At 34.7% G+C, this 25,772-nt stretch carries 25 protein-coding genes; 19 read left to right on the top strand and 6 right to left on the bottom strand.

All coding sequences use genetic code 11. The annotated features are described in order from the left end of the window. Nucleotides 1-68: 68 nt before the first annotated feature. Nucleotides 69-791 (bottom strand): hypothetical protein, encoded by a 723-nt coding sequence (locus tag AC4AGG_RS02085; RefSeq protein ID WP_489770318.1) that lies wholly within the window; start codon nt 789-791, stop codon nt 69-71. A gap of 525 nt (nt 792-1,316) precedes the next feature. Here AC4AGG_RS02085 and AC4AGG_RS02080 point away from each other — a divergent pair. Beyond that, nucleotides 1,317-3,179: a helix-turn-helix domain-containing protein gene (locus AC4AGG_RS02080; RefSeq protein WP_489770317.1), complete on the top strand. Its 1,863-nt coding sequence runs from the start codon at nt 1,317-1,319 to the stop codon at nt 3,177-3,179. Nucleotides 3,180-3,548: 369 nt separating this feature from the next. Beyond that, entirely contained in the window at nt 3,549-4,748 is a 1,200-nt protein-coding gene (lysA, locus tag AC4AGG_RS02075; RefSeq protein ID WP_489770316.1) for a diaminopimelate decarboxylase, read from the top strand. Between the two features lie 21 nt (nt 4,749-4,769). Here the strand turns inward: lysA and AC4AGG_RS02070 are convergent, their stop codons facing one another. Next, nucleotides 4,770-4,949 (bottom strand): hypothetical protein, encoded by a 180-nt coding sequence (locus AC4AGG_RS02070; RefSeq protein ID WP_489770315.1) that lies wholly within the window; start codon nt 4,947-4,949, stop codon nt 4,770-4,772. A gap of 268 nt (nt 4,950-5,217) precedes the next feature. Between AC4AGG_RS02070 and AC4AGG_RS02065 the strand changes: the two genes are divergently transcribed. The 11 genes from AC4AGG_RS02065 to AC4AGG_RS02015 all read left to right on the top strand — a co-directional run bounded on the left by AC4AGG_RS02065 (nt 5,218) and on the right by AC4AGG_RS02015 (nt 17,008). Next, nucleotides 5,218-5,820, top strand: coding sequence for a hypothetical protein (locus tag AC4AGG_RS02065; protein WP_489770314.1), 603 nt, complete (start codon nt 5,218-5,220; stop codon nt 5,818-5,820). A gap of 173 nt (nt 5,821-5,993) precedes the next feature. Next, the gene (locus AC4AGG_RS02060; RefSeq protein WP_489770313.1) at nt 5,994-7,229 is read left to right on the top strand and encodes a phage tail-like protein; all 1,236 of its coding nucleotides are present in this window, start codon (nt 5,994-5,996) and stop codon (nt 7,227-7,229) included. 25 nt (nt 7,230-7,254) lie between these two features. Then, the gene (locus AC4AGG_RS02055; protein ID WP_489770312.1) at nt 7,255-8,079 is read left to right on the top strand and encodes a phage tail-like protein; all 825 of its coding nucleotides are present in this window, start codon (nt 7,255-7,257) and stop codon (nt 8,077-8,079) included. Continuing rightward, nucleotides 8,076-8,873, top strand: coding sequence for a phage tail-like protein (locus tag AC4AGG_RS02050; protein ID WP_489770311.1), 798 nt, complete (start codon nt 8,076-8,078; stop codon nt 8,871-8,873). Before AC4AGG_RS02055 ends, AC4AGG_RS02050 begins: the two co-directional genes overlap by 4 nt. A gap of 1,086 nt (nt 8,874-9,959) precedes the next feature. Continuing rightward, nucleotides 9,960-10,682: a hypothetical protein gene (locus tag AC4AGG_RS02045; protein WP_489770310.1), complete on the top strand. Its 723-nt coding sequence runs from the start codon at nt 9,960-9,962 to the stop codon at nt 10,680-10,682. Nucleotides 10,683-10,761: 79 nt separating this feature from the next. Continuing rightward, nucleotides 10,762-12,195 (top strand): tRNA (N6-isopentenyl adenosine(37)-C2)-methylthiotransferase MiaB, encoded by a 1,434-nt coding sequence (gene miaB, locus AC4AGG_RS02040; protein ID WP_489770309.1) that lies wholly within the window; start codon nt 10,762-10,764, stop codon nt 12,193-12,195. A gap of 79 nt (nt 12,196-12,274) precedes the next feature. Next, nucleotides 12,275-13,558, top strand: a complete 1,284-nt coding sequence (locus AC4AGG_RS02035; protein WP_489770308.1) for a sigma-54 interaction domain-containing protein — start codon at nt 12,275-12,277, stop codon at nt 13,556-13,558. A 191-nt stretch (nt 13,559-13,749) separates the two neighbouring features. Further along, nucleotides 13,750-14,226: a hypothetical protein gene (locus AC4AGG_RS02030; protein WP_489770307.1), complete on the top strand. Its 477-nt coding sequence runs from the start codon at nt 13,750-13,752 to the stop codon at nt 14,224-14,226. Between the two features lie 16 nt (nt 14,227-14,242). Further along, nucleotides 14,243-14,941: a hypothetical protein gene (locus AC4AGG_RS02025; protein WP_489770306.1), complete on the top strand. Its 699-nt coding sequence runs from the start codon at nt 14,243-14,245 to the stop codon at nt 14,939-14,941. A 1-nt stretch (nt 14,942) separates the two neighbouring features. After that, nucleotides 14,943-15,473, top strand: coding sequence for an LPS assembly lipoprotein LptE (gene lptE / locus AC4AGG_RS02020; RefSeq protein WP_489770319.1), 531 nt, complete (start codon nt 14,943-14,945; stop codon nt 15,471-15,473). Further along, nucleotides 15,473-17,008: a DUF8458 domain-containing protein gene (locus AC4AGG_RS02015; protein ID WP_489770305.1), complete on the top strand. Its 1,536-nt coding sequence runs from the start codon at nt 15,473-15,475 to the stop codon at nt 17,006-17,008. The genes lptE and AC4AGG_RS02015 overlap by 1 nt, the downstream gene beginning before the upstream one ends. A gap of 51 nt (nt 17,009-17,059) precedes the next feature. Here the strand turns inward: AC4AGG_RS02015 and AC4AGG_RS02010 are convergent, their stop codons facing one another. From AC4AGG_RS02010 to AC4AGG_RS01995, 4 genes are read right to left on the bottom strand one after another with little or no spacing between them, the layout of a single operon-like run. Beyond that, nucleotides 17,060-17,677, bottom strand: coding sequence for a DUF4126 domain-containing protein (locus AC4AGG_RS02010; RefSeq protein ID WP_489770304.1), 618 nt, complete (start codon nt 17,675-17,677; stop codon nt 17,060-17,062). Nucleotides 17,678-17,720: 43 nt separating this feature from the next. After that, on the bottom strand, nt 17,721-18,143 hold the full coding sequence (gene rnpA, locus AC4AGG_RS02005; RefSeq protein ID WP_489770303.1) for a ribonuclease P protein component: 423 nt from the start codon (nt 18,141-18,143) through the stop codon (nt 17,721-17,723). A 22-nt stretch (nt 18,144-18,165) separates the two neighbouring features. Continuing rightward, complete coding sequence (locus AC4AGG_RS02000) at nt 18,166-18,894, bottom strand: tRNA threonylcarbamoyladenosine dehydratase (protein WP_489770302.1); 729 nt, start codon at nt 18,892-18,894, stop codon at nt 18,166-18,168. Next, the gene (locus AC4AGG_RS01995; RefSeq protein ID WP_489770301.1) at nt 18,887-19,513 is read right to left on the bottom strand and encodes a TatD family hydrolase; all 627 of its coding nucleotides are present in this window, start codon (nt 19,511-19,513) and stop codon (nt 18,887-18,889) included. The genes AC4AGG_RS02000 and AC4AGG_RS01995 overlap by 8 nt, the downstream gene beginning before the upstream one ends. Nucleotides 19,514-19,608: 95 nt before the next feature. On the opposite strand from AC4AGG_RS01995, the gene AC4AGG_RS01990 reads away from it, so the two are divergent. The 6 genes from AC4AGG_RS01990 to AC4AGG_RS01965 all read left to right on the top strand — a co-directional run bounded on the left by AC4AGG_RS01990 (nt 19,609) and on the right by AC4AGG_RS01965 (nt 25,705). Continuing rightward, nucleotides 19,609-20,241, top strand: coding sequence for a TetR family transcriptional regulator (locus AC4AGG_RS01990; RefSeq protein ID WP_489770300.1), 633 nt, complete (start codon nt 19,609-19,611; stop codon nt 20,239-20,241). Between the two features lie 98 nt (nt 20,242-20,339). Further along, nucleotides 20,340-21,335, top strand: coding sequence for an outer membrane protein assembly factor BamD (locus tag AC4AGG_RS01985; protein WP_489770299.1), 996 nt, complete (start codon nt 20,340-20,342; stop codon nt 21,333-21,335). Nucleotides 21,336-21,379: 44 nt separating this feature from the next. Then, nucleotides 21,380-21,703, top strand: coding sequence for a DNA-directed RNA polymerase subunit omega (locus AC4AGG_RS01980; RefSeq protein WP_489770298.1), 324 nt, complete (start codon nt 21,380-21,382; stop codon nt 21,701-21,703). Between the two features lie 108 nt (nt 21,704-21,811). Further along, entirely contained in the window at nt 21,812-23,014 is a 1,203-nt protein-coding gene (gene coaBC, locus AC4AGG_RS01975) for a bifunctional phosphopantothenoylcysteine decarboxylase/phosphopantothenate--cysteine ligase CoaBC (protein WP_489770297.1), read from the top strand. A gap of 39 nt (nt 23,015-23,053) precedes the next feature. Then, nucleotides 23,054-23,956: a type IX secretion system protein PorD gene (gene porD / locus AC4AGG_RS01970; protein ID WP_489770296.1), complete on the top strand. Its 903-nt coding sequence runs from the start codon at nt 23,054-23,056 to the stop codon at nt 23,954-23,956. A 99-nt stretch (nt 23,957-24,055) separates the two neighbouring features. After that, nucleotides 24,056-25,705 carry a DNA repair protein RecN gene (locus AC4AGG_RS01965; protein WP_489770295.1) on the top strand — a complete coding sequence of 550 codons (1,650 nt, stop codon included), beginning with the start codon at nt 24,056-24,058 and terminating at the stop codon, nt 25,703-25,705. Nucleotides 25,706-25,772 lie beyond the last annotated feature (67 nt).

Genomic DNA, 25,772 nt, shown 5'->3' with positions numbered 1-25,772 from the left:
TAAAATTATTAGGGTTATTGCAAACACACGGATTGTTAAAAGTTGTTTTTTCATAAAATCGTTTTATATTATTTATTATTTTTCTCAATCATTTTTTCATTAATTCCTTTGAAATGGTTTTTTCCATATATTATAGCGAGTTTTGTATGTGTGCTTTTTAGGATTTCATCCACAACCTTTTGGTTTCTAAAATTGATTGTAGCATCATCTACTTTTTCTTTGGGTATTTTTGGTGTATCACAAGTGAAAATTTCCTCAAGAGGTAAATGTAGTTCACAATCGCTGAGTTGAATTTCGCCATATTTGCCTTCATAATATTCCAAAATTTCAAGGAGAGTAGCATCAGCTTTTGCACTATTGGTAGAATTTAAGCCAAATGTTTCATATGAAGGTTGATCCACTAATTTTTTCTTTAGTTCTACATTGGGATACTTCTGCTTAATTGTTTCCATAATATCAGAATATTTAAGGTCTTTGCCAATTGGTAAACGCATGAGATGTTTTAGTTTACGCATTTTGTTTTCTTCTGCTTTACCATAATCGACTTTTTCATAGAGAAAATGATATCCTAATTTATCTAAAGAATCCACCTTTTTCTGAACATCTTTATAGAAATTTTCTGTGGACAAATGAACCATCGGAATAAATACGACTTCCTTGTTTTGAACATTCATTTTCTGCAAAGCAACTACTTCATCGTAGATACCAGTCTTTTCAAAATACATATTGATAAGGTTGCTTTTACAACTTGATAAGGATAAAAGCAATAGATAAAAGGCAATTTTTTTCATGATTGTTTTTTATTGTTAATTAGAGATAATACTACTGCAACGAAAAGTAAAGGAGCAAACAAATTAATTCCCCACACTTTTATCACTACAATTGCAAGGATTAAGTTAATAAGTACTGCAATTAGTATTTTTTTAAAGTTCAATTTCATATTCTTAATACTTAAGAGTTAATAATAAATTGATTCTATATGATTCGAATTCGATTTTTAACGATTACACGAATTTTTCTAAAATCCATAAAATAATATTGATAAAGTAGACAATCATGTTTTTAATTTTTGGGTTGGTTGGAAAGGTAGAAACTTTAGTTCGTTTCGTTGAGTCAAATATAGGGTCGTGAAAAAGGGATTTGCAAACTTCCGTTTCTTTACAGACTGTGATAAAAGAAAAATTTACATGGTTAATAAAGAATTGTCTGTAATATGAGGAAATGACGTCTGTGATTAAGGAAAAAAATATATTTTTTGTTTACTGAAATACAGTTGATTAGCTAAAAATATTATATTTGTATAAAAATTATCTTCTATGCGCAGAAAAATCAGTAACCAAAGGAAAGAATTGATGTTTTTTCGGTTCTTTTCTTTGTTTTTTTTGTTGCTTTTTTCTTTGTTTTTTGGGCAAAATACTTCTGATGAAGAATTAAATGCTTTAGAAATGAATATTTATCGGGAAACAAAAGACGGAAATCAAGTTTCAAAAATCGCAAAGCTTTATCTTAAAAAAGCTAAAGAGAAGAATAATGAATTAGGAATTTTTACAGGTTATTCTTATTGTACAATTTATGCGTCTGACCTTAATGAGCGAGTCAATTATTCTGATTCATTAATTACTTTTAGTGTTAAGACAAAAGATTCTCGTTTGATTGGTCTTGCTTATTCAACAGGCGCCTCTTTACAATTTTCGATTAGCCAATATTCCAAAGCGCTTGATTATGCAATTATTGCTAATGATTATTTAAAAAACGAAAATTCTAAGGAATATATTTATAGTAATGAGAGTTTAATTGCTAATATTAAATATTATGTAGGAGACTATAAAGAAGCAAGAGAATTGGCAACAAGTATTGCAGGCTATTATGAATGGAAGATGATTGAAAAGCCTTCAAATGATATTAAATTGCAGTATTTAAGCAGCAAGTTAATTCTAATTAAACTAAATGCAAGAACAAGTAATTTTAATGAGAATATCAAATTAGTTTCTGAAATTAATAACTTTTATAAAAATAATAAAGACTATACTTTGCTTAGAGGTGATTTTAACACTATCTTTGGTTTCAACGACTATATGCAAGGAAAGTATCTTCCTGCAATTGAGAAGTTCAATCAATCTCTTAGTTTGTATAAAGACCAAGAGAAACACTTATACGAGAAATTCTATCTTGGAATGTCTTATTGGAAACTTGATGAGTTGGAGAAAGCGTTGCCTTATTTTAACGAAATTATTCGGGATTATGACGAGACGGGAAGGATTTCGATGGAGTTTCGTCCGATGTTTGAGTTCTATATTGATTATTACAAAAACATAGGAAAACGAGATGAGCAACTTGTTGCTGTGGATCGTCTGTTGGCTTATGATAAGAAGTTTGCATCCGAACAAAAGGATATTGCAGCAAAAATAAAGTCCGACTATGATGACCAACGACTTTTGGATGAGAAAGCCCAATTAGAAGGGGATCGCAAGAGAGAGAGGTGGCTTTTTGGAGGGATTGTTGTTTTGTTAGCGTTTAGTCTGTTTTTGTGGGTTGTTTATAACAAGAGAAGAAAGAGAGAAGTGCTTGAGCAGAGCCAGGCTGCTACCCCAATGAAGAAAGAAGAAAACAAAGTTTCTTTTGCTCATGCAGAAGTTCATGAATCTATCGAAAATCGGGAGGAAGCCGTCGACCATATCGAGAAAGAGGACGAAGTTATTCGGAATGTTGAACCAAAAGAGGAGTTACCTACTGAGGAAGCATTAATAGATGAAGAAATACCTGTAGTGAGACCAGTTGAGCAAATCCCCAAAGAATCTGATTACTCTGAGTATTTACCAATTAGTAGAGAAACAGCAATACAGATTCTGAAAAAGCTGGATCAGTTTGAAAAAAAGAAAAAATTCCTAAAAAGCAATCTTCGACTTTCAACACTGGCGGCTGAAATGAGCACCAATGATAAGTACCTTGCAAGGGTTATCAAGGTGAAATCAGGGAAAATTTTTAATTTTTATATTCAAGACTTGCGATTTGCATATTTGGACGACCTTATGCGGAATGATCCATCTATTAGGAAAAAGAAAATAAAAGAAATTTCTAAAATGTTAGGTTATACTTCTCCAGAATTTTTCAGTAATAACTTCAGGGAGCGCTATGGCGTTGCTCCGACTGATTACTTTAACGAGTTAGAAGATATGTAATTTTTTCATCTTCAATTTTGTAGAATTAAAACTATATCTTATTTTTGGCAAAAATTTTAACAAAACAATGCAAAATCTTAAACAAAATAAGAACAATAAGAAGGGAGCTGTTAAGTTCTCTAAGGTTTGGAATGTTTAAGAGTTGCAACTATTGTATAAAAATATTAATCAATCTTAAGCAGACTCTTCATCCAAAAGATTCTGCTTTTTTTGTGGTAGTAATTATTATTTTGAATTTAACTTGCTTACTTTATATAAGTGCTAACGCTTTTGCGGCCTTATAAAAGAATAGTTGTTATAAAATCTTTGCGCTCTTTGCGTTTAAATTTAATAGTAAAATTACCATCAAAAATTTATAAAAAAGGAAATATGACCAACAAAGATTTACTAAAAATTGCTGAGCAATTTGGGACTCCAACTTATGTCTATGACGCCGAATCCATCAAAGAACAGTACGAAAAGCTGACTTCGTCTTTTCACAAGAGTACAAGGTTTTTCTACGCTTGTAAGGCACTTTCGAACATTAATATTTTGAAATATGTTGAAAAATTGGGAGCCAATCTGGATTGTGTTTCCATCAACGAAGTAAAGCTAGGACTAAAGGCGGGTTATCCAGCGAATCGAATTCTTTTTACGCCAAATTGCGTGGATCTAAAAGAAATCGAGGACGCCATGGAACTGAAAGTCCACATAAACATCGATAATATTTCCATTTTGGAGCAATTCGGAAACAAATATGGAGATTCCTATCCTATTTTTGTAAGAATCAATCCGCATATTTTTGCAGGAGGGAACTACAAAATTTCTACAGGGCATATTGATTCCAAGTTTGGAATTTCCATCCACCAGCTTCGCCACATAGAGAGGGTGATGAAATCTACCAACCTCAGTATTGAAGGGCTTCACATGCACACCGGAAGCGAGATAAAAGATCCAGACGTGTTCTTGCAAGGTTTGGAAATCATGTTTCAGTTGGCGGATCATTTTCCAAATCTGAAGTATTTGGATATGGGAAGTGGCTTCAAGATTCCGTACAAAGACGATGAAATGGAAACCGATGTGAAATCTCTAGGAAAAAAAGTAGAAAAAGCACTTGCCGATTTCCAAAAAGAAAGCGGAAAAAAATTCGAACTGTGGTTCGAACCGGGTAAATTTTTAGTGGGAAAAAGCGGACACTTCTTGGTGAAAGCCAATGTCATAAAACAAACCACGGCTACGGTTTTTGTGGGTGTAAATTCAGGATTCAACCACCTTATTCGTCCTATGTTTTACGATTCGTATCATCAAATCGAAAACCTTTCCAATGCAAAAGGAGCAGAGCGCATCTATACCGTTGTAGGAAACATTTGTGAAACCGATACTTTTGCATGGGACCGAAAACTAAATGAAGTACGTGAAGGCGATGTTTTAGTGTTTAGAAATGCGGGCGCTTATGGTTTTGAGATGAGTTCCAATTTCAATTCCAGATTGAAGCCTGCAGAAGTACTGGTTTTGGACGGAAAAGCACATTTAATCCGCAAGAGAGACGAGTTTGATGATTTATTGAGAAATCAGATCGAAATACTCTAAAAGTTGGGCGTGCCCTGTTTTTCAAGAAGCAAAAATCCAACGGCAAGTTTCTGAGAAACTTGCCGTTGGATTTTCCAGTGCTACAAACAGGTCGGTCTTCGCTTGCAATTCCTCGCTCCTTTCAATCCCAACACTTGCTGTGGGATTTCCAGCTACGCCCTCACGCAAAACACGGTCTTCCATACATCGCTGGAAACTCAAAAAGAACCTAAATACTTCTTTTTTTTTAAATACAGTTTTTATTTTGATAACGTATTAAAACGTTGTGTAACTAGAGGGTTTTCTTCAAAACCATCCGAAAAATGTAAATAGAAAACAGCTAAGTTTGTAATAAAATTAATATTTATTTTGTAAATTGCACTCATAAATGATAAAAAAAGTAAAGTTTTATTATTAAAGCATTAAAAAAAATAAAAAAAACATAAAACGGCATGATATTTGCAATAGTGTCGTTCCAAAATAGAATCTTTTGTACTACAAAGCAATAAATAAAAAGAATTTTTTATATGATTTTCAATCATATTTAGAATTTAATGGCGGCTCCTTTTTAAGGGTGTTCATTGTTTTATTGTTTCTTCTTTTGTCTGTAAATTTTTTTCCAAAAAATCCAGTAAAAAAATCAGATAGTTTAAGCACGGAGAACACCTCACAAATATATGTGGTTGGTGGGACTGAAATTCATGGTTTAGAATTTTCTAATGCTAAAATCTCCATTATAAGAAAAAAGAAACTGGTACAGAAGAAACGGTTGACGTTTCAAAAAATAAAAGAAGTCAAAATTAACAAGCCCTCTCTGGCGAAAGTAAAGAAACTAAAGGTAGTTCAGCCAAGCTTTAGGATACAGAATACCAAAACAAGAAGTACAGATTTCTATTTTAGCAATAATTCAAATTTTACCGGACTATTGATTCCAAGTCCTAAAAATGATTTTGCAAACTACGGAGGTTTTGTGCAAGAAAAAGTCTTGGTGGTTATTTCTACCATTAAAGAAAAAACCATTTATAGATCTTTTGCAATATTCAATTGTTTACATAATAAATTACAAGTTCGCCCTCCACCATATTTATCTTAATATTTTAAGCCACAATATACACCAATCAAAAAATTTTGAAAATAAAATTTGATATTGATTGGGCTTAAAATCTGTTATTAAAATTTTATTTGATGATTTTAAATATTAGACAAATCATTATAAATGACTCTATAATCATAAAGAAATATAGATGAAAAAATTAAATTTCTAAAATGCAAAAAAAGACAACTTTATTAATTTTCCTTATATTAATCAGTATTACTGGTTTTTATAAAGCACAAAACAAAGGAGTTGCTATTGGAAAAGCAAACTCTGAACCTTCTGCAATATTAGATATTGCATCTTCTAATGCAATGACTACAGGAAGTGGCGCAACCGCTACTGCAACAGTAAGCGCCACCGGACAAATAACTGCAGTAACTGTAACTAACGGTGGAACAAATTATAATAGCCCTGTACAAATAAGTATCTATGGAATGGATGATACTTTTTTGATTGCAAAAGGAGCAAGAGCAACTGCAACAATTGTCAATGGAGTGATTACAGCAATTACAGTGACTAACGGTGGGGCTAATTACGTAGCGGGTAAAACCGCCGTAAGTATTACCACGGGACACAAAGCAGTTGTGATTCCTAGAGTTAATTTATTAGCACTTACCAATGGGACTTCTCCTGTAAACGGACCTAAAGATGGGGTTACCGTGTATAACAATACTGGCAATCCAGACAAAAGTGGAGTTTATTTTTGGAATACTAGCATCCCAAAATGGGACAGAGGAATCCCGTACATAGAAACAGGTAAATCAGCAATTATTGAATATACAGGTACCGATCAATTGATTCTGAATGATCAACCTGCAGGTAGATATGTGCCATTTTCTTCTGATACATACAATGGGAGAGATATTTTTAAATATAATTCGACGGCTAATTTGATGGGTCTAAAATCTGTAAACTTAAATTTATCGCCGTTATCCTTAGCCATTGCAAGTTCAACTACAACAGGATCTGTGCAAGGGAGTGCTTATTGTATTAATATTGAACCAGGCACTTATAAATTTGAAGTTACTTTTTATTTTACTGCGCCTGCAACTGATTTTTCAAATGTGCCAATAAATGGGACTTCACCTTACTATTATATGGGCTATCTAACGGATTGTTATTTACTTGAGTATGATTTGGCAACGACTACAGTATCAGCAGTACAGCCAACTTCTACGTTGCCTTTTACTCCTATTAAAACAGTATTAAGAAAAGAATATGGGGTGATTTCCAAAATAGATACCGAACATAGGATGACACAAATCTACAGTTTTAATATTCCGCAAACAGCTTCGGGTAAAGGGTATGCATTGTTTTTCCGTTTAGGAAGAATGTCTGGTTCTGGCTTTCAAGATCAATTTTCTTTTTCACGGTCTAGATCATATATAAAAGTGAACAAGTATTAAACGATAAAAATATTAAATAATTAAAATGAAAAATATATTTATAGGTCTGTTGATACTTCTTTCCGCTCACGTCTATTCGCAGAATGGTGGGGTAAATATAGGAGGAGGTACCACTAATCATAGTTCTGCGATTCTCCAAGTAGAGAATTTTGATAACAAAGGAGTATTATTTCCAAAAGTAGAATTGTTGGATGATTTAAAAAATGCCACCTCGCCAATTCTTAATCCTATCAATGGAATGATTGTTTATAATAAAGGGGGTGCAAATTTTCATGGGTATTATTATTGGGATGTTGACCAATGGAAATTAATGGGAGATTCTGGCAATGTAGTAACCGATGCAGTATATAGAGTAATGACTCCCTTTAGTGCATTAGGAGGCGTGGCAGTAGGAAGTTATCAAATACCTTCTACAACCAATTGGACTCAGTTTTCTAATAATATTTCTGGACTTGTAGGAACACCTTCAGGAACTTTTACGCTTCCTCCTGGTTATTATGCAATCCACGTAAATGCAAATATTGACATCCCTACACTTAACCCTGCAGTAGGTGTTGCAGGTTATGATGTCCATTTGATAAAAATGATGGCAAGATTGTTTGATGGTGCCACTACAATCTATGGTGAACCAACTTCTGATAACTCTGTAGTAAGAACAGGAGTGCATACATTTTCCACCAATTTTGACTTTAGTTTTAATGTGATTTCGCCAATAACGGTAAAATTAGCTTTAGGGATGGACGCTGGTGGAACTTATTATTATGGTACTGGTGGAACTGGCATTAACAATGGAGCCATTACGATTAAAGATATTTCAATTCATTTCCAAAAAACCACATTAGACCCATGAGAAAATTAATTTCATATACATTTATCTTTTTAATTGGGGTTTCCCAATACACAAAAGCACAGGTTGGTATTGGTACCAATGCACCAAATGCTTCTGCAATGTTAGATATTAATTCTACCAACAAAGGAATGCTTTTCCCCTCCTATACCCTTACCAGCATTAGCGATCCAACCAATCCTGTAAATGCACCAGCAGATGGTTTAATCATTTATAATAATGGAGGAGCGTATTCCAAAGGTTTGTATTATTGGTATGTGAACAGTTGGAATAAAATGTTTGTAGGATCGGATCTTGCAGGTACAATGGTACTGTCAACGTTAGCGAACCCTAATAGTACTGCAACCTTGCTTACAACCAGTACCACAAGTACCAATAATAAGATTGTTCAATTGGGGTTAGTTTCAACTCAGATTAGAAATTCATCCTATAATGCAACGAATTCTGAAATTACTTTACCAAAAGGAAAATACAAAGTTGAGTTTTCTGTAGATGTTAATGCAAATAATAGTATTGTTTCCACAGGAACCCCAATTAATCCGACAGCACACAGAATATATTATGTGTCTTTTGCTACGTATTTAAAAGATACTGCAGGAAATATTTTAGGACAAGTAACCCATGATAATGAAATTATCACAGATACCTTTGCTACTTATTATTCTTGTTTTTATATTGATTTACCAGCTTCTACAACATTTTCCTTTTATTTGGATTATTCCTCTGATAGCACAAAAGGAAATATTAAGCAAAGAACAAGTGCTGAAATGCAAATTTATGAACTAAAAGATTTTTAAATTTAATATCATATACGTTTTGAACTGGCATTGGAAATAATCCAATGCCAGTTTTTTTGGTACTTCACAGGGGACGAATTGGAAAGATTTTTTTCCAGTGGACTAAATTTTTGTAAATCTTCTCCCTCAAGGATAGTTTTCATATTTCTGAAGAAAACCATCAAAAAATGCCGTCAAATTATACAAAGACACTATTTGTAAGTGGTACAAAAAATGGGTGAATCTATATAGGATCTTACTTTTTTAAAGAATTGCTAATTTGGGTTGAAAAATTTAATAAACTTGTTTGTATAAAATTTTGCTGCTCTATAAAACAAACAAAACCCACGCTTTTTGCAAGATTTTTCTTATTCCTAGTTACTTATTCCTAATGCGCGGAAATCGGGTGATATTTTAATTCTTATCAAACGGTATATAGTATTTTTACAATATTTGCTGTTTGAACTCTCGAAATTTATGATTTCATTATTTTTAAATCCAGGACAAGTAACTTGATAGAGATAATGTTAAAATACAGACGCATTCATTGGCATATCTTTTCCTACTGTTTTTCTCGAACCATGATTATTTCTCTGATTCATAATCTTTATATCACCGTTATTTCCATGAAATGGGGCGTGTCCAAAGCAGGGTTGTCCCGATTTCGCAGATTTGCAATCTGTGACGATACTTTAGGTAACTTTCAAACATTATGATGGTCGTCCTATAAAAACAACATGCACCTCTACAACATGATCCAAATCAGCATAAGTTCTGGCACTGCTACTACTAATTTTCTGGTTCTGTTACTATTTTTTCTTTTATCCAGAGAGACTCTAAAGTACCTCTTCTGCATGGTAACTAACTTTCCACACGTTATAATTTTGATTACAAATAAGAAGATCACAATATTTCTAGAAGCAATCCAGAATCTACTCTCTACGGATTTTAGATTCAAATTGTATAGTTTCGGTAATTTTTTATAGAAGTAATTTTTTAAAAAGGAATGATGATGAAGCTTTCATTATTTTTTTGGAGATTTAGGATTTATTTTTTTCGTTTCTAAAGTTTTGCTATGAGAAATTTTTTATATTTTTAAAGGAAAAAATGCAAAATAAATTTCTTCTCTACATTTGCTTTATTCTATACATACACACAAATGCTCAGCAACAAGTTTTGCCTGAATACCCAAAAAATCAAGTTTTTTACAAAGGAGGATATGAAAAATTTTACGAGGAAGCACATCGGTATTTGGTTAAAAATAATGTCGCGCCCTGCGACAATCCATCGGAGGTTCTGGTGTTTCGCATCATTGTATCATCAGATGGATCTGTGCAATATGTAAAAGACGACGATACGGCAGCGCTAGAAAATAACAAATGCGCTTTTTCGTTGGGGAAGAAAGTTTTGGGCGCACTTAAAGACTACACTCCCGCAGAAGTAAACGGCAAAAAAGTGGGAGCTTTAACTAGAATTATTTTTGCTCCAAACGATTTATTTAGAGATTCCAATTGGATGCCAGATCAAGATCAATTTTTACCTCCGGAATTTCCTGGCGGAATCACAGAATACAGGAGAAAATTTGCATCCTGCATTGATGTTTCCTCTTTTGGATTCAACTCCAGCATTCGTTTTCAAATTACTTTTGATGTTGATACGCAAGGAGAGATTGGAAATATTTTTGTTGATACCAACTTTCAAAATCCACAATTTGAAAAAATGATAGTCGATTGTGTCGGGAATATTCGAAAAAAATTCAAACCTGCTACGTATAAAGGAACTCCCCTAAATGCACCGTTCAGATTACCGGTATTTATTAATGTTAGGTGAGCGTCTGCCATTCTGTCAGTTTTTTCACTATATTTGCATCTTGAACCAAAAGGCTCAAATTTCATAAAATTTTAAAATCGTGCAAGAAAAATATATAGACGAAAACAAACAAGGCGAAGCTTTTGCAATTGCAGAAAAATCAGAAAACACCAAGAAATTATTTTTGGAGAGTTATGGTTGCCAAATGAACTTTTCAGACTCCGAAATCGTTGCCTCTATTTTACATGGTCAAGGGTATAATACGACAACCAATGTAGAAGAAGCAGACCTTATCTTGTTGAATACATGCTCCATTCGAGAAAAAGCGGAACAAACAGTCCGAATGCGACTTTCACAATTCAAAAACCAGAAAAAGGAAAATCCCAACCTCACCGTTGGAGTTCTTGGTTGTATGGCAGAACGCTTGAAAACCAAATTTTTGGAAGAAGAACATTTGGTTGACTTGGTAGTTGGTCCAGATGCGTACAGAGATTTACCCAATCTTTTAAAAGAAACAGAAGACGGACGTGATGCGATCAACGTAATTCTTTCTAAAGAAGAAACTTACGCAGATATCAATCCTGTTCGTTTGGGTGGTAATGGAGTAACCGCTTTCGTTACGATTACCAGAGGTTGCGATAATATGTGTACGTTTTGCGTGGTACCTTTTACGAGAGGAAGAGAAAGAAGTCGCGATCCACATTCAATTATCGAAGAATGTAAAGATCTATGGAACAACGGTTACAAAGAAATCACACTTTTGGGTCAGAATGTAGATTCATACCTTTGGTTTGGCGGTGGAGCGAAAAAAGATTTCAAAAATGCTTCCGAAATCCAGCAACTAACAGCAATTAATTTTGCACAATTGTTAGAGATGGTTGCGGTGGCTGTTCCAGAAATGAGAATTCGTTTTTCAACGTCTAATCCTCATGAAATGACGGAGGAAGTTTTCAAAACGATTGCGAAATACGATAATATTTGTAATTATGTGCATCTTCCTGTTCAAAGTGGAAGCAACCGAATTTTGCAATTGATGAACCGTCAACACACAAGGGAAGAATATTTAGCTTTAATTAAAAAAGCCAAAGAAATCGTTCCAGATATTGCATTTTCTCAAGACATGATTGTTGGGTTTTGTACCGAAACGGAAGAAGACCATCAAGATACACTTTCATTAATGCGTGAAGTGGAATATGACTACGGTTATATGTTTGCCTATTCCGAAAGACCGGGAACTCCGGCTCACAAGAAAATGGAAGATGATATTCCTGCAGATGTTAAGCAAAGAAGATTAGCCGAAGTGATTGCATTGCAAGGCGAATTATCCCGAAAAAGAATGAAATCTTATACCGGAAGAAATCACGAAATCCTGATTGAAGGAACTTCCAAGAAAAACGAAAACCAGTGGAAAGGAAGAAACTCCCAAAATGCAGTTTGCGTTTTTGATAAGCAAGAGGGACAAAAAATTGGAGACATTGTGACTGTTTTTGTTTACGATAACACCCAGGGAACGCTTTTGGGGAGAATGGTTTGATATTATAATTAGGTAATACGTTTAATAAAACGTCTTAGAAATTATCGCATTAACAAATTAACAAATTACCACATCACAAATGACAGACTTACAATCCATAAAAAATAGATTCGGAATCATAGGAAACTATCCTGCACTTAATCGTGCGTTGGAAAAATCTATTCAAGTTGCACCAACCGATATTACCGTTTTGGTTATTGGAGAAAGTGGAACAGGAAAAGAATTTATCCCAAAAATTATTCACTCAGAATCCAAACGAAAACATCAACCTTACATCGTGGTCAACTGTGGTGCAATTCCTGAAGGAACCATCGATTCCGAATTATTTGGACACGAAAAAGGCGCTTTTACAGGAGCTACCACAACCAGAAAAGGTTACTTTGAAGTTGCAGACGGTGGAACTATATTTCTTGATGAGGTGGGAGAATTACCACTTCAGACCCAAGTTAGACTTTTAAGAGTTTTAGAAAGTGGCGAATTTATGAAAGTAGGTTCTTCACAAGTTCAAAAAACCAATGTTCGAATTGTTGCAGCTACGAATGTCAACATGATGAAAGCCATTCAAGATGGAAGATTCAGAGAAGATTTATACTATCGTTTGAACACGGTTCAAGTGGACATGCCTCCTTTAAGAGAACGTAAAGGCGATATTCACTTACTTTTCAGAAAATTCGCGATTGATTTTGCTGAAAAATACAGAATGCCTGAAATAAAATTAACCGATGATGGCGTTCATTATTTAGAAAATTATTCGTTTCCAGGGAACGTTCGACAGTTGAGAAACCTAGTTGAACAATTAACCGTTGTTGAACAAAATCGTGAAATCAACTCCACGAAATTGGCTGAATATATTCCGATGAATGCTAATTTACCAGCTGTCATTCAGAAAAATTCAGGCGGAATTTCGAGTTCAGAATTTAATTCCGAAAGGGAGATTATGTACAAAATCCTTTTCGACATGCGTAACGATATTAATGATTTAAAATCCTTAACTTCGGAGCTTATTAAAAATAGAGGAACACAGACGTTTTCTAACCAAGAAAAGGATTTGATAGGAAGGGTTTTTAATCCGGAAACTCCAGCCGTTAATTCTAATTCTTTGCTATTTTTTGAAAACGGAAGTAGAAATCATCCACAGCAACCTGAGATTATTTCTAGTCCATCAGAAGATTATCATGATGTTGAAGATGTCGAAGCAGTTGAGGCGGAGCCTGAGTCACTTTCGCTGCAAAATAATGAAAAAGATCTTATCGTTAAGGCATTGGAGAAGCATAATGGAAGAAGAAACAAAGCAGCAGATGAGTTGGGTATTTCTCAAAGAACATTGTATAGAAAAATAAAGCAGTATAATTTAGAAGATTAATGAATAGCCTTTTGACAAGGCCAATAGCATTTGATTACTTAAAGTACTTTAGTCAAGGTTGGCTTTTTTTTAAGAATAATTATAAAGGTATTGCTGTTCCTTTTCTGTGTACGTTGTTTTTGTTTTTCATACCTTTTATGAGTTTTAATGCAATTGGAAATTTCTTTAAATACTGTAAAAAAAGAAAACAAATGGAAGATGCTTCTTTAGAAATGCTTTTGGATTTTTCTGATTCTTCAACTTATATAAAGCTATTTGTAACTTTGATAGCGATGGTGATGATTGTATCCATCCCAATTTTGTCGCTTTCAATTTATGCTTATTACCGTGAAGCAGAACCTAACTCCTTTTTGGACTACTTGTTGGGGACGCTTTTTTGGAGTTCATTTGCATTCTTTATTTATGCAATACCGGTGACATTTTTTATGTGTGGACTTATATCATTGGGAGAGATTAAAGATATCAAATCGGTCTTTAGATTAACAAAGGAGATTATTAGCAAAAATTTGGTAAAAATGGGTATTTTTTTTACTTTGGTGCTAATAATAGGAGTTGGCGGTTTTTATTTATTTGGAATAGGCATATTAATTACAATTCCATTTAGTTTAATTGTCATTTATTCCGCAATAGAAGATGTATTACAACAGATTAAAATAAACACAAATTAAATTAAAAGGAAAAACTATGGAAGTTAGAAAACAAATTAGTCCAAAATCAGTCGAATTCAAATTTGGAGAGTACATCAATCAGGGTATTGAAATTTTTAAAAAAGATATTGGGGATTACATCATTGCATTTCTTTGTGTAATGGTAATGTCTATTATTCCCTTCTGCTCTATTTTAGGAATAGGTAATTTTTTTAAATTTTGTAGAAATAAGAGAGAGGGAAGGATGGCTTCTGCTGGAGATATCTTTGACTTCAAAGATTTCGTGATTTATTTCAAACTTCTATTAATATTGATGGCGCTTATTATAGTTTTATACATCCCTTTGCTTTTTGTTATTCCCTTTACTGGGGGCGGGGAGGATATGTCTCCAATAATGACGGTGTTTTTAATGATTTATGGGGTGTTATTTTTAGCAACATTATTATATGTGAGTTTCAAGTCTTATTACATGATTGGCCTTATTTCTTTAGGAGGAATGACTGATCTTGCGCAAGCATGGAACGCATCCAAAATAATGACAACTAATAACATTTTAAATATTTTTCTCTTTGGTATTGTTATCGGTTTTATTGGTCAGATTGGAGTATTGCTTTGTGGGATTGGTTTGTTTTTAACGATGCCTTTGTATTATGTTATGTCTTATCTTTCTCAAGAAGATGCTTTACAACAGGTTACTAAAAATGAAATTCACGAAATTGGTAAATCAGAATATTAAAATGAATTTTCGTCAACTTCTTCTCGGATTATTTTTTCTAGGGAGTTCAATGCTTTTGAATTCTTGTTATACCTTTACTAATAGTAATCTTGGAGACGAATATAAAACGATTCAAATCAAAGAAATCATTAATAATGCAGCCTTGGTTAATCCTACCTTGGCGCAGCAATTTAATATTGATATTAATAAACGTTTTCTTCAAAGAACAACTTTAAAGGGTGCAGCTAGCAATCCCGATATTATGATTGAAGGAGAAATAACTGATTACAATATTTCTCCGACAACAATTTCTTCGGCAACCACTACAACCTCCGGAAATGTTATTCAAGCGGCACAAAATAAGCTTTCGATGACGGTTAAGATTCATTACGAGAACAAGATTGAGCCTGAAAAAAGTTTTGATAGGTCTTACACGGACGAATCTACTTTTGATAGTAGTCTAGATATTAACCAAGTGGAGGCGTCTCAAGTCAAGATAGTTAACGAAAGAATTATCAACAAAATTTTTAACGATATAGTAGCAGATTGGTAATGATGAATCCAAGAGTGATAGAGCTTTTGAAAGTTCCCCAATTGTTGGAAAATGATGATTTGGCCTTGTTGGAAAACGAGGTCAAACAAAAATCCTATTTACAAAGTGTAAGGGCAGTTTACTTGTTGGGTATTCATCAGTTTTACCCAGAGAAGTATAGTTCTATTTTATCAGAAACTGCCGCTTATACGACAGATAAAAAGATATTGTATCAATTGATTAACGGACAAAAGCCTGAAGAGGCGATTGTAACAGTGGAAGAGCATTTTGTTGTCGAAAATGAGATTCTTGCACCAATCAATTCTTTTGATGAAACACCAGAGGATTTAGTTGTAGAAGCAGAATCTGTAGGAGTGATAGATAATCATATTATTGACAATGAAGTTATTCTATCCGAATCACTTGTTGAAGAATTATCTGAAGAAAAATCGATTGATTCGGTTGTAGAAATCGTGGAGATTCAAGAAGTTTCGCAAGTTGAAGAAGGGACTATTGTTGAAGACAAAATAGCGGAAGATTTTACGGTTGATGTAGAAAACCTTGTTGTTGAGGAAGCAAAACGACCAGAAATTGAATCTACTGAAAATTCGACAGATATTAATTTTCATCAGACATCTAATTTTCTCCCGGAAGTTAAGATTACGCCTTCTCACTTAGAAGGAAGCAGTACTCCGCGGACTTCTGAAACTAATGATAAACAGGAAACTGAGATGCAAAGGCTAATTGCAGAGGTAGAGCGAAAAATGAAGCAGAAAAAAGCCCAGCAAAAATCTACTCCTATTATTGAACCAGTAGAAGCATCAAGCGAAATTAGCTTTGCGGATACTCAGGATTTTGTTGTAGCTCAGAATCAAACTAGTAGTCAGGAAGAAACAAAGCAATCAATTTTACCAACCGAAGTTAAGGTCGATGAAGTTAAGGTCTCTGAAGAAAAATTAGCCACTAAGACCGAATCTACTTGGAAGCCACTTTCAATTGCTCTTAATGTACCTGATGCACTTATAGGGAAAAAAGAAACTCCCAAAATTGATACTCCAGCTATTGAAAAGCCTATGGTTAATGAAAAAGCGCAGATTCAAGAGGAATTACCTGTGATTAACGTTTCCTTCTTCTCGGACAAAATAGAGATTATTGAGGAAAAGCCTTCGGAAGTAGAGGTTTCCGCTCAGAGCAATGTGCCTCAATTTATAAATACTTGGCAAAATTGGCTTAAACTTGGTAAAACGGATTCGCCAGTAGTAGAGGAAACTGCGTTGGTTGATAAAGTTGAAGATAAGAAATCTAAGGTTATCGAGACTTTCATCGAGAAGGAACCGAAAATTTCCAAACTTAAAGAAGAAAGCGATTATGTGGTGAAAGAGAAAAGCAATGATATTTCACATCTAATGACTGAGACTTTAGCCAATATTTATGCTGGGCAGAAGTTATATGGAAAAGCCATCAAAGCTTTCGAAATGCTTATCCTAAAACATCCAGAAAAGAAGGATTACTTCGAATCACGCATTCAAGAGATTAAAGAACAAAGAAGCAATTAATTTGCTTCTTTTTTTTTATTTAATTTTTGTGAAACTCTTATTCAGATTGGTTTACGCAGAATCTAAGTCAGACTTATCAGAATTGTAGTTTCGGAATTTTGTCCAAACTTTTTTCCCTATTTTAATCACAACAACAACCAGAATAATAGCAATAATACCTGCAATAACGGGAGTTGCGATTGCAAGAACGGACATGATTCCAGCTCCTGCAGTTTCAGTGGTGGCAACAACAGCGTTGCCTAATCCTCCAGTTGTGGCGGTAGACGCAGCTCGAGTTCCCGCAAACCCCGAACTAATAACGGCAGCAGTTCCTCCTCCTGCAATCAATGCTAAAGCCCATTGTGGAAATGTCCCAATATCTGCAAATTGACTAGCGAATAATACCGAACCTGCTATCGTTGCTAGTGGAACGGACAACGAGTCTAATAGGTGGTCAACATAAGGAATATAGTACGCCAAAATTTCTACGATGGTTGCGATTCCTGTTGTGATGAGTGTTGGTAAACCCGCCAGCCATTCGAAATGTTCGTTAGTGGGGATGATGTCAAAGTACGAAGCTAAGCTTACTGCAAACATAGGAAGGAAAACCCGGAATCCCGAAGCTGCAGCCAGTCCAATACCAATGAAAGCTGGTAAAAGATATTGTATAAAAGGAATATTGTCTAACATGTCGTGTTCTTTTAGTTAAAAGTCTTCATCAAATTTACAAAAACTATGCTAATTTCCTTTTTGCAATTCTTGCTTCACAAAGTGCAGTGAAAAGGGACTCTACTTCTGATAGTTTTTCAGGCATTTTGTTACTTTTCCAAAAGAGCATTGCAATATTCTCTTCTCCATATGCTCTTTGAAAGAGGTCTTTGTGCAGCCGGTAACTTTCTCTTAATAATCTTTTGATACGGTTTCTATCGACCGCTCTTTTGAAGAACTTTTTGGACACCGACACCCCAACTTTATTGTTTTCTAATCCTTGTATTCCTAAAGTGATAATGGTAATATTATCATAACGATCCCACTTTCCCTTTTGAAACAATAAGGAAATTTCGGTTTCTTGCTTTAGTCTTTCTTTTTTTGGATATGTGTTATTCAAAGGAGTGTTATTAGGTTCTAGTTGTCGGTTTTTGTCTTGACAAAACATTAACTGGTGCAATTTACAACTTCTAATTTTTAGAATTTAGTAAATAATTGATGACCTCAGATGCTGCATACAACCCAAAGATTGCAGGGATATAGCTGATGGTTCCGTAGAAAGATTTTTTAAAATGAGTACCATCGGTCATTCTAAGGCTATCTTCTCGTTGTAATTCTGTTGAGAAAACACATCGAAACCCTTTATTAATATTTTCTTTTTTTAATCTTTTTCTCACTTGTTTTGCGAGGTAGCAATTTCTTGTTTTGCTAATATCTCTAACCATCACTTTGGAAGGGTCTATTTTTCCACCAGCTCCCATCGCTGAAATTATTTTTAATTTTCTTCTTCTCGCTTCCTTAATCAAGGTCAGCTTTGGTGTAAGGCTGTCTATGCAATCGAGAATATAGTCAAAACGATGTTCTTCTAAAATTTTTGACATATCTTCTGGCTCCATAAAAGCATTGATTGGAGTTAAATCCAGCTTTGGGTTGATGTCAAGAAGTCTTTGTGATACCACTTCAACTTTTGCCTTGCCAACTGTGGAATGTAGGGCCGGAAGCTGTCTATTAATATTGGTAATATCTACAACATCTCCATCAATAATGGTCATTTTTCCAACACCAGCTCTTGCTAAAAATTCTGCTGCAAAAGAGCCTACTCCCCCAAGTCCAACAACGAGGATTTGAGCGTTTTGAAGTTTTTCTTGTCCGTTTTCTTTGATTAAAAGCTCAGTGCGTTCTAGCCAGTTCTTATCCATTTTTGAGGTTTTCCCAGTTGAGGTTAATTTGTTCTACCAATGTATTGAGCGGAATCTCCTTTATATCAGATGCTTTTTCATAAATTTCTTCGATAGGGATTTCAGCAGCATCCGTTTCTAGGAAAAAGCGATGAATGGGAGTGTCCTTTACGATTTGCTGCAAAGATACATTTTCCAAAATCGCAACACCAAAACTGAGGTAAAAATCCTTCTTTAAAAGTTCGTCAGCGATACTTTTCTTTTTATTGAATCCATGAATAATCATGGGAACTTTCGTTATTTTTTTGAAATGAAGCATTTCGGAAAACCTTTTCACACAATGGATAATCAGGGGTTTTTTGATTTCGTTAGCCCATTCTATTTGTTTTCTAAAAATATTTTCTTGCAGTGCTTTATCAGTTTCTGAAAAGGCATCCAAGCCACATTCACCAATGGCGACACAATTATTATTTCTAGAGACTTCTTGTATCCAAGCCATTTCTTTTTCCCATTGCGCGGAAATGTATTTTGGATGAATGCCAACAGAAAACAGCTGGTTTTCAGGAATCTTTTCAAACATTGAAAGATTATAGATTCCTTTCATATGGGGATGGTGATGGTGGAAGTCGAAAAAGGTCATCTTCAAAATTATTGAATTCGATGGTAATGTACAAAGTAACTTGTGCTTTATATTCTAATATTTTTTTACTTTTACCAAAAAAGGAACTTCTGACAATGAAAAAAGAAATCAACGAAAAGCAAATTCATATTCTTAATGTCGCTGAAGAACTCATTGCCCAAAAGGGTTTTGAAGGTACCTCAGTTAGAGATATTTCTGCAAAAGCCAATGTGAACGTTGCGATGATTTCCTATTATTTTGGGTCGAAGGATAAGATGATGTCTGCGCTTTATCAGCATCGTGTCCGAAAAATAAGAGCAAAGTTTTCAGAATTTGCAGAAACCATCCGAGGTGGAAAACCCGAAATGCAGATGAAAGAGATTATTCAGTTTTTGATTTCGGAGCTTTTCAAATCGCATCATTTTCATGGTTTTGTTACGCAAGAACTTCGTCATAACAAAGTGTTGAAAGAGGAATTGATGGCATTTTACCAATATTGTACGATAAAAATGTCGGAAGTTGTTAGAAAGGGGATTTCAACTGGCGTATTCACATTTGCGCCCAAATCAGAAGATATCTTAACCAATATTTTAGGTTCGGCGTTATTCACTATTCGTAATATTGATTTTATTAAAACTTATTTGGCAACGGAGGACGAAACCAAGATTTTGAGTGAGGCACAGAAGAAAGTTCAATCCAATTTATTGTTGAGTGTTTTTGCTGTTTTGGGCTACGCGCAGGAGGGCTAAAAGTTAAACTTTCTTAAAAACAGGCTATTTGACAAAAAAACTTTATTTTTGCATTTCGGATTGTACAATAAATTCGAAAGAAAATCGATTTACTTTTTATGAAAAAAATCATCATCACTATTTTTGTTGCGGTGGCCATTTCAAGCTGTAAAAGTCCATATGACCTTGCAATGAAGAGTGCCGAAAAGGACGTTATACTTAAGACTGCTAATGACTATTATGCTAAGAAGAAATGGTCAAAGGCGCTTCCTTTGTACGAGAGACTTTCTAACTTGGTTGCAGGGACAGATGATGCACCTAATGTGGTTTTCAATTCAGCTTTCGCCAATTACTACGATAAAAATTATAGACTTGCAGGACATCAGTTCAAGAATTTTTCGGTGACTTTTCCTCAAGATGCGAGAGTAGAAGAAGCGGCTTATATGTCTGCATTGTGTTATTATGAAGGTTCTTTGGATTATAATCTAGAGCAAGAAAATACGGAATTGGCGATTAATGAATTGCAGAATTTCTTGAATGCTTATCCTAATTCTGAGCGTTCGAAAAATATTACTCAACTAATTGATGAGTTAATGTATAAGCTAGAATTCAAAGCTTATGAAAATGCAAGACAGTACTATAAAATTGGTCATTACAAAGCAGCTAATGTTGCTTTGCAGAATGTACTTGATGATTTTCCATCAACGAAACTCCGTCCAGAGATTTATGATTATACAATGAAATCTCGTTACGAATTGGCGATGAAGTCGATTTTTGACCTTAAAATGGAAAGGCTAGACAATGCTATTGCTTATTCCAAATATGTAGAAAAGGAGCAGACTAAGCCAGAATTTGCCAAGGCAGCTGTTGATATGCGTGAAAAGCTTGTGAAAGAGAAAGAGAGTTTTACGATTCTTAAACAGCAAAGAGAAGCAGAACTTGCAAAATTAGATGCTAAACAGAAAGCTTTGGCGCTGAAGGAACAACAGAATAAAAAAACGGATAAACTATTGAAAGAGCAGGATAGTCAAGAGATTAAAATGCAGAGAGCTTTACAGGATAGTGCAAGAAATGCAACACCACCACCTGCAGCTACTTTCAAGATTAAAAGATAATTTGTACATTTGCAACCCTTTATCAATATAATACCAACTTAACAATGAGTGTAAAAGATACAAAAGCAGAATTGAGTACCATCACCTACGATAAAGATAAAATCGAAGAAAAAGTAGGTTCTATCTACGAAGCTATCGTAATTATGGGAAAAAGAGCGGAGCAAATCAATGCGGAAATCCGTACAGAATTGCACAACAAATTGGACGAATTTGCTGTTCATAATTCTAATTTGGAAGAGGTGTTCGAAAACAGAGAGCAAATCGAAATTTCTAAGCATTACGAAAAACTTCCAAAACCAACATCTATTGCAATTAATGAGTGGTTGGAAGGAGAAGTATATTTCAGAAAGACAGAACCTCAAGGTTAATCTTTCTTTGATTTGAAAAATATTAGGTCGCAAATTTTGTTTGCGACTTTTTTGTTATAGTATCAAAATGGATTTTTTTAGTTAATTTCGTCATCTAATTGTGACCTTATGAGTTTGGAAGGAAAGAAAATTCTTATCGCTATTTCAGGCGGAATCGCAGCCTATAAAATCAATTTTCTGGTTCGTCTTTTGGTGAAAGATAATGCCGAAGTACAAGTGCTGATGACTGAGGACGCGGAGAATTTTGTTTCAAAAGTAACCCTTTCAACGCTTTCTAATAGACCAGTTTACTCTCAATTTTATGACCATAAGGGAACCTGGAATAATCATGTAGAATTGGCACTTTGGGCGGACGTTATGCTTGTTGCGCCTTGTACGGCCAATACTTTGGCAAAAATGGTTCATGGGATGTGTGATAATTTGGTTTTAGCAACTTACATGTCAGCTAGATGTCCTGTTTTTATTGCTCCAGCGATGGATTTGGAGATGTATGCGCATCCTTCAACTTCGCAAAATTTGGAGTTAGCTCAGGATTTTGGACATATCATTATTCCTGCAGAACATGGAGAATTGGCGAGTGGTTTGGTGGGACAAGGGAGAATGGCAGAACCGGAAACTATTGCTCAGGCGATTTCAAATTACTTTGAAAATAATAATACTAAATCACTTGCAGGCAAGACCGTTTTGATTACAGCAGGTCCAACTTACGAAGCGATTGACCCAGTTCGATTTATTGGGAATCACTCTTCCGGGAAGATGGGTTTTTCAATTGCAGAAGAAGCAGCTGGGAGAGGAGCAAGAGTTGTTTTTATTTCGGGGCCGTCGTCTCTTAAGCCTATTCATTCTAACATAGAAATTGTGCGAGTTACCTCTGCAAAGGAAATGTATAATGAAGTTTTTCGTTTTTATGAAGATGTTGATATTGCGATTGCAAGTGCGGCCGTTGCTGATTATGCGCCTAAGGAGGTTGCCCAGGAAAAGATTAAAAAGAATGATGAAAGCTTGGTTATCGAGTTGGTGAAGAATCCTGACATTTTGAAAACGATGGGTGAGCGTAAGTCTGACCAATTTTTAGTAGGATTTGCTTTAGAAACTCAGAATGAAACTGAAAACGCCACTTCAAAGTTGCAGAAAAAGAATCTTAATATGATTGTTCTTAATTCGCTTCGCGATGAAGGAGCAGGATTTCAGGGAGAAACCAATAAAGTGACTTTTATAACCACAGAAGAGCGAGTAGAATTTGGGTTGAAATCTAAAGCAGAGGTGGCAAAAGATATTTTGGATTTCGTTGAAAACCAACTTTCAAAATAATTTAACTATATTTCCGTTCTTAAATTTGAACTATTGAAAATGAAGAAGATATTAGTTTTTATATTTTTATTTATTATATCGCAAAGTGCATTTTCGCAGGAATTGTTTGCGAATGTTGCCATCAATGCGCAGCAAGTCCCTGGAAGTAATCAGCAGGTTTTTAAAACTTTGGAAAAAAACCTCAGAGACTTCATCAATAATACCAGTTGGACAGGCAAGAAACTTCAGAATTTTGAAAAAATTAAGTCCAATTTTTCAATTATCATTTCATCGAGAGAAGGAAACCGATTTACTGGTAGTGTGGTTGTGCAAGCGGTGAGACCTGTCTACGGAACCATCTACGAAAGTCCTTTGATTAATATTAATGATACCAAATTTACCTTTGATTATGTCGAAAACGAGAATTTAATTTTCAATGAAAGGCAGTTTTCTGGGAAAAATCTTATCGATGTGGTAAGCTTTTATGTTTACTTGATTTTAGGGTATGATGCAGATAGCTTCCAGATGAGAGGAGGTCAACAATGGTTCACTAAAGCTCAGCAAATTGGTCAAAATTCACAAAACAAAGGTTTTGATGGTTGGAGCCAAACGGAAGGCAACAAATCTCGTCTTTCTCTAATTACGGGTATTTTGAATCCTAATTTATCTAATCTAAGAGGGATCTATTATACGTATCACAGAAATGGATTGGATAATCTTTATAAAACCGACCAAGGCCCTGCCAAAAAAACTATTGCAGAGTCTCTAATGAGATTGAAGGAGTACGAAAACTCTTTCCAGCAGAATTATGCGATAAGCCTCTTTATTGATGCTAAGAGTTTGGAGATTTATAATATTTTCAGCAGTGGTAATAATGCTTCGGTTAATATGACAGAGCTCAAACAGCTAATGATTCTCTTTAATCCTAAAAATACCGAAAACTATTGGGATAAGTGGAAGTAAATTCCCTTTTGCTTTTTTGTTATTTTTCCCTTTTAAAACTTTATTTTTGTAGTCAGAATCAACCTGACCTATATCGCAGGTCTTTGTTTTCCTTATACTATGTTATCTAAAATCGTTATTCAGAATTTTGCGCTCATTGATTCTTTAGAAGTCAAGTTGGACCGTGGATTACAGGTGATAACCGGTGAAACCGGCGCTGGTAAATCTATTATTCTTGGTGCATTAAGAATGATTTTAGGAGAAAGAGCTGATGCTAAAAATATTTCGGACCCCGAAAGAAAAAGTACCGTCGAAGTTGAATTCGAGATTAGTGACCAGTTTAGACCATTTTTTGAAGAGAACGATTTGGATTACGATACGCACACGATTATAAGAAGAGATATTTTGCCAAGTGGAAAATCGCGCGCCTTCATCAACGACGTTCCCGTTACTTTGGATGTGTTGAAACAACTGTCTCAACAATTGGTCGATATCCATTCCCAGTTTGAGACTTCTCAACTCTTTGACGAGCAATATCAGTTCCGTATTATTGATGGACTTTCTGAAAATAAAAGCCTTTTAAACGAATATCAAAAGCAATTTGGACAATTCCGAACGATAAAAAAAGAAATTGAAAACCTGAAGGCCGCTTTAGCTGAAGGTAATCGGGAAAGTGATTATCAACAATTTCTATTGCAAGAGCTCGAAGATGCCCATTTGGATGAAATTAATTGGGAGGACTTGCAGGCTCAACTTTCGATGCAGGAAAATGCAGAAAATATTTCGGAGCATCTTTCTCAAGTAATGGCAAGAATCGACCAAGAAGAAATTGGTGTTCTTGACCATTTGTTAGAGATTAGGAATCGCCTTTCTAAGACAGCAGAGCTTTCTCATCGTTTTTCTGAATTAAATGCAAGATTCGAAAGTCAGTTTTTGGAGTTTAAAGATTTTATTTTTGAAATTCAGAATGAAGCCGAAAAAATTGAAGTTAATCCAAAGATTTTGGAAGATTTACAATCCAAAGTCAATGCGATTAATGCTCTTTTCTTGAAACATCAAGTTAATTCCATCGAAGAACTCATTGAGATACGAAACCGAATATCCAATGAACAAAGCGGTTTTGAGGAACTAGAACAAAAAATTGCCACGTCCCAAAAAGAATTGGCCGTTCTTCAAGAGAAATTAGAAGTTTTGGCGCTTCAGCTTCGTGAGAATAGACTTGCTTCTAGTATTGTTTTTACTGAAAAAATTGAAGATTTGCTTCATAAACTTGGTTTGGAAAAGGCCAAAATACAAGTAGAACTCACCGAAAGTGATGTACTAGGTTTTTTTGGTAAGGATAAGATTGATATTTTGTTTCAAGCCAATTCCGGGTTTCCTTTGAAGCCGATTAGGTCTGCGATTTCTGGTGGAGAGCGTTCTAGAGTGATGCTTTCTGTCAAGAAAATTATGGCGGAAAACTCTGAGCTTCCAACTTTGATTTTGGACGAAATTGATACTGGAGTTTCTGGGAAAGTGGCAGATGAAATGGGAAAATTGATGCAAGTCATGTCTCAAGACATGCAACTGATTGTGATTACCCACCTTGCGCAAGTTGCTGCAAAAGGAGATCATAATTACAAGGTGGTCAAAGAAGATATTTCTGGTAAAACCCAATCCACTATTATTTCTCTTTCGCAGAAAGCGAAACTTCAAGAGATAGCGCAACTCCTTTCGGGAAGCAAAGTTACCGATGCAGCTTTGAAGCAAGCTAAAGAGCTGATGAAGTAAGCTTTTTTTTATTCAAATTGAAAAACGTTTCTCTACTTTTTTAAGAAAATTTGTAACATTATTGGGT

The organism is Chryseobacterium sp. CG10_8 (assembly GCF_058117085.1).
The sequence above is the reverse complement of the archived record's forward strand: the minus strand, read 5'-3'. Positions and strand labels throughout refer to the sequence as shown.

Bases quoted from the DNA above. Each gene is read 5' to 3' on its own strand.
- AC4AGG_RS02085 (WP_489770318.1), bottom strand. From the start codon at position 791: ATGAAAAAAATTGCCTTTTATCTATTGCTTTTATCCTTATCAAGTTGT.
- AC4AGG_RS02080 (WP_489770317.1), top strand. From the start codon at position 1,317: ATGCGCAGAAAAATCAGTAACCAAAGGAAAGAATTGATGTTTTTTCGG.
- lysA (WP_489770316.1), top strand. From the start codon at position 3,549: ATGACCAACAAAGATTTACTAAAAATTGCTGAGCAATTTGGGACTCCA.
- AC4AGG_RS02060 (WP_489770313.1), top strand. From the start codon at position 5,994: ATGCAAAAAAAGACAACTTTATTAATTTTCCTTATATTAATCAGTATT.
- AC4AGG_RS02055 (WP_489770312.1), top strand. From the start codon at position 7,255: ATGAAAAATATATTTATAGGTCTGTTGATACTTCTTTCCGCTCACGTC.
- AC4AGG_RS02050 (WP_489770311.1), top strand. From the start codon at position 8,076: ATGAGAAAATTAATTTCATATACATTTATCTTTTTAATTGGGGTTTCC.
- AC4AGG_RS02045 (WP_489770310.1), top strand. From the start codon at position 9,960: ATGCAAAATAAATTTCTTCTCTACATTTGCTTTATTCTATACATACAC.
- AC4AGG_RS02035 (WP_489770308.1), top strand. From the start codon at position 12,275: ATGACAGACTTACAATCCATAAAAAATAGATTCGGAATCATAGGAAAC.
- AC4AGG_RS02030 (WP_489770307.1), top strand. From the start codon at position 13,750: ATGGAAGATGCTTCTTTAGAAATGCTTTTGGATTTTTCTGATTCTTCA.
- AC4AGG_RS02025 (WP_489770306.1), top strand. From the start codon at position 14,243: ATGGAAGTTAGAAAACAAATTAGTCCAAAATCAGTCGAATTCAAATTT.
- lptE (WP_489770319.1), top strand. From the start codon at position 14,943: ATGAATTTTCGTCAACTTCTTCTCGGATTATTTTTTCTAGGGAGTTCA.
- AC4AGG_RS02015 (WP_489770305.1), top strand. From the start codon at position 15,473: ATGATGAATCCAAGAGTGATAGAGCTTTTGAAAGTTCCCCAATTGTTG.
- AC4AGG_RS02010 (WP_489770304.1), bottom strand. From the start codon at position 17,677: ATGTTAGACAATATTCCTTTTATACAATATCTTTTACCAGCTTTCATT.
- rnpA (WP_489770303.1), bottom strand. From the start codon at position 18,143: ATGTTTTGTCAAGACAAAAACCGACAACTAGAACCTAATAACACTCCT.
- AC4AGG_RS02000 (WP_489770302.1), bottom strand. From the start codon at position 18,894: ATGGATAAGAACTGGCTAGAACGCACTGAGCTTTTAATCAAAGAAAAC.
- AC4AGG_RS01995 (WP_489770301.1), bottom strand. From the start codon at position 19,513: ATGACCTTTTTCGACTTCCACCATCACCATCCCCATATGAAAGGAATC.
- AC4AGG_RS01990 (WP_489770300.1), top strand. From the start codon at position 19,609: ATGAAAAAAGAAATCAACGAAAAGCAAATTCATATTCTTAATGTCGCT.
- AC4AGG_RS01985 (WP_489770299.1), top strand. From the start codon at position 20,340: ATGAAAAAAATCATCATCACTATTTTTGTTGCGGTGGCCATTTCAAGC.
- AC4AGG_RS01980 (WP_489770298.1), top strand. From the start codon at position 21,380: ATGAGTGTAAAAGATACAAAAGCAGAATTGAGTACCATCACCTACGAT.
- coaBC (WP_489770297.1), top strand. From the start codon at position 21,812: ATGAGTTTGGAAGGAAAGAAAATTCTTATCGCTATTTCAGGCGGAATC.
- porD (WP_489770296.1), top strand. From the start codon at position 23,054: ATGAAGAAGATATTAGTTTTTATATTTTTATTTATTATATCGCAAAGT.
- AC4AGG_RS01965 (WP_489770295.1), top strand. From the start codon at position 24,056: ATGTTATCTAAAATCGTTATTCAGAATTTTGCGCTCATTGATTCTTTA.